Source organism: Micromonospora coerulea (genome assembly GCF_016598485.1).
In the GTDB taxonomy this organism is placed as follows: domain Bacteria; phylum Actinomycetota; class Actinomycetes; order Mycobacteriales; family Micromonosporaceae; genus Micromonospora; species Micromonospora coerulea.
In genome coordinates this window covers 1-1,775 of sequence record NZ_JAEMUW010000079.1, presented here as the reverse complement: position 1 = coordinate 1,775, position 1,775 = coordinate 1, and the positions used below count along the sequence as shown (strand labels likewise).

2 protein-coding genes and 1 pseudogene are annotated in these 1,775 nt (G+C 69.7%); 2 read left to right on the top strand and 1 reads right to left on the bottom strand.

All coding sequences use genetic code 11. From position 1 onward, the window contains the following. Window positions 1-183, top strand: a pseudogene (locus I8N68_RS32305) (hypothetical protein); the annotation flags it as partial. Window positions 184-253: 70 nt separating this feature from the next. Further along, the gene (locus I8N68_RS32300) at window positions 254-532 is read left to right on the top strand and encodes a hypothetical protein (RefSeq protein ID WP_234041002.1); all 279 of its coding nucleotides are present in this window, start codon (window positions 254-256) and stop codon (window positions 530-532) included. 205 nt (window positions 533-737) lie between these two features. Here the strand turns inward: I8N68_RS32300 and I8N68_RS32295 are convergent, their stop codons facing one another. After that, entirely contained in the window at window positions 738-1,328 is a 591-nt protein-coding gene (locus I8N68_RS32295) for a Clp protease N-terminal domain-containing protein (RefSeq protein ID WP_200216893.1), read from the bottom strand. Window positions 1,329-1,775 lie beyond the last annotated feature (447 nt).

The following is a 1,775-nucleotide window of genomic DNA, read 5'->3' as shown; positions in this document are numbered from 1 at the left end:
GTGATCGTGATGGGGCGGTTCTCGTCAGGGCTGGTCAATGACGGCAAGGATCCCGTACTCCATCGCTCGCAGCTGTTGATTGTGTGGTTGCAAGGCGATGCCACGCTGCCGTCCTCCAAAGGAGCGCCGGCTGGCCTCAGCGTTGTCGAATGGGAGCGGTGGGCAGAGGACTTCGAGATCTGAAGCAGCCCGACATCGATCGCCACGATGAGGAAGATCGACCGTCCACGCGCCCACCTCGCGGCTGGAGAGGATGCTCGACGAGTACCGTGCGAGTGTGATCCCGGCTTGCCCTGAATGCGGTGCAGCAGGCGTGCCTCTGCTGTTCGGTCTTCCCGTTCCTGAAGCTGTCGACGCCGCCGAGAGTGGGGACTTGGCACTCGGCGGTTGCTTGCTTCCGGACCAGCCACCGAACTGGCAATGCCCGCAGCGGCATCGATGGCATGACGCCGATGAGGGCGCGTGGGATGAGCGGCTCCTGGCCGTTCTGTCGGCTCACGGTTACAGCGAGGCAGATGACCAGCCCGACTGATCGGATTGCCGACGGCTCGCGCAATCGTCTCGGCCAGGAACTTGGAGCGGACACCAGCCCGGCGGCCATGACGTTGCGTCGTGCGCGCGCTCGGCGACAGAAGCGTGCGTTCGACCGTGAATCGGCATCGAGATGGTGAGCCGGCGTTGACGGTGATGCCCGGTTACTGGTGGCGGTGCTGACGGGAGGCGACCTGGCGGACGGGTCACGGCCCCCAGACGCAGAGCACGAACACCACCATGACGGTGAGGACGACCGCGACCGTGGCGAGCGGGTGCGGTATCCGCTGGCCGCCGTGCGCCCGCACCGTCGCCCGCCGCCAGTTCCGCCGGTCGGCCCTTGATGGCTTGGCTGGGAGTCGCTCGACGCCCGGGCCGCCGCGCAGCCGGGTCAGCAAGGCGTCGACGGCCTCGGCGGTGGCACTGCGGGCGGCGAGCCAGGCCACGACGTCGGGTGGCCCGGTGCGCAACAGGGCGGCGAGGATGTGCTCGGTGCCGATGTGCTCGGCCCGCTCCTGCAGCGCGACGTGTAGCGCCTGCTCCAGCACCGCCCGTGCCTCGCGGTCGAAGCGTAGGCCCTGCGCAGCACCGCTCACGCTCGCCGGCGGCGCGGTGCCGGCGGTCCTGGAGTCCGCGGCGGGCGGGGGCTCGGCGGTAGGGGCGTGCCAGAGCGTGGCGGTGTTGCCCGACGGTGCGGGCAACGCCGCCGCCAGGTCCCAGAGGGTCATCTGGCGCCGATCCGCGGCCAGTGCGAGGCTCGGAATGCGCGCAATCACCGCCCGGGCGTCGGTCGTCATGCGCTCGAACACAAGAGATCTTTTTACCCGACGCAGGTCGTTGGGTGGAAGGTTCTGCGCTGACATGATCCACGACCGTGCACTCATCTCGGCATGTCCGGCCGCCAGCCAGCCCGACCCGTCGTGAGGCCGGCGGCGAGCCGATCGCGGCTACCTATTGACTGGTGCTACGACCGCAGTCAGTCCAGGCTTGGTCGAGGTGACCGGCGGAATCGCTTCATCGCGGCTGCCCACCGCAGGTTGGTGTGGCTGCATCTGGCGTGCGCCCCGCCGGTCACCGCGGCGGTGAGAGGCTCAAGAGGGGACTGCCCGGCTCGAGGTAGCCCTGCCCTCCCGTCGACGGCGAAGCTGTCCGCCCGGGCCTGCGTGTTCGCCACCGGCCAGGGCCGCAAGACCGACCCGGTCGACGCCCGCAGCGTCGCCGTGGTCGCCCTGCGCACCGAAGGC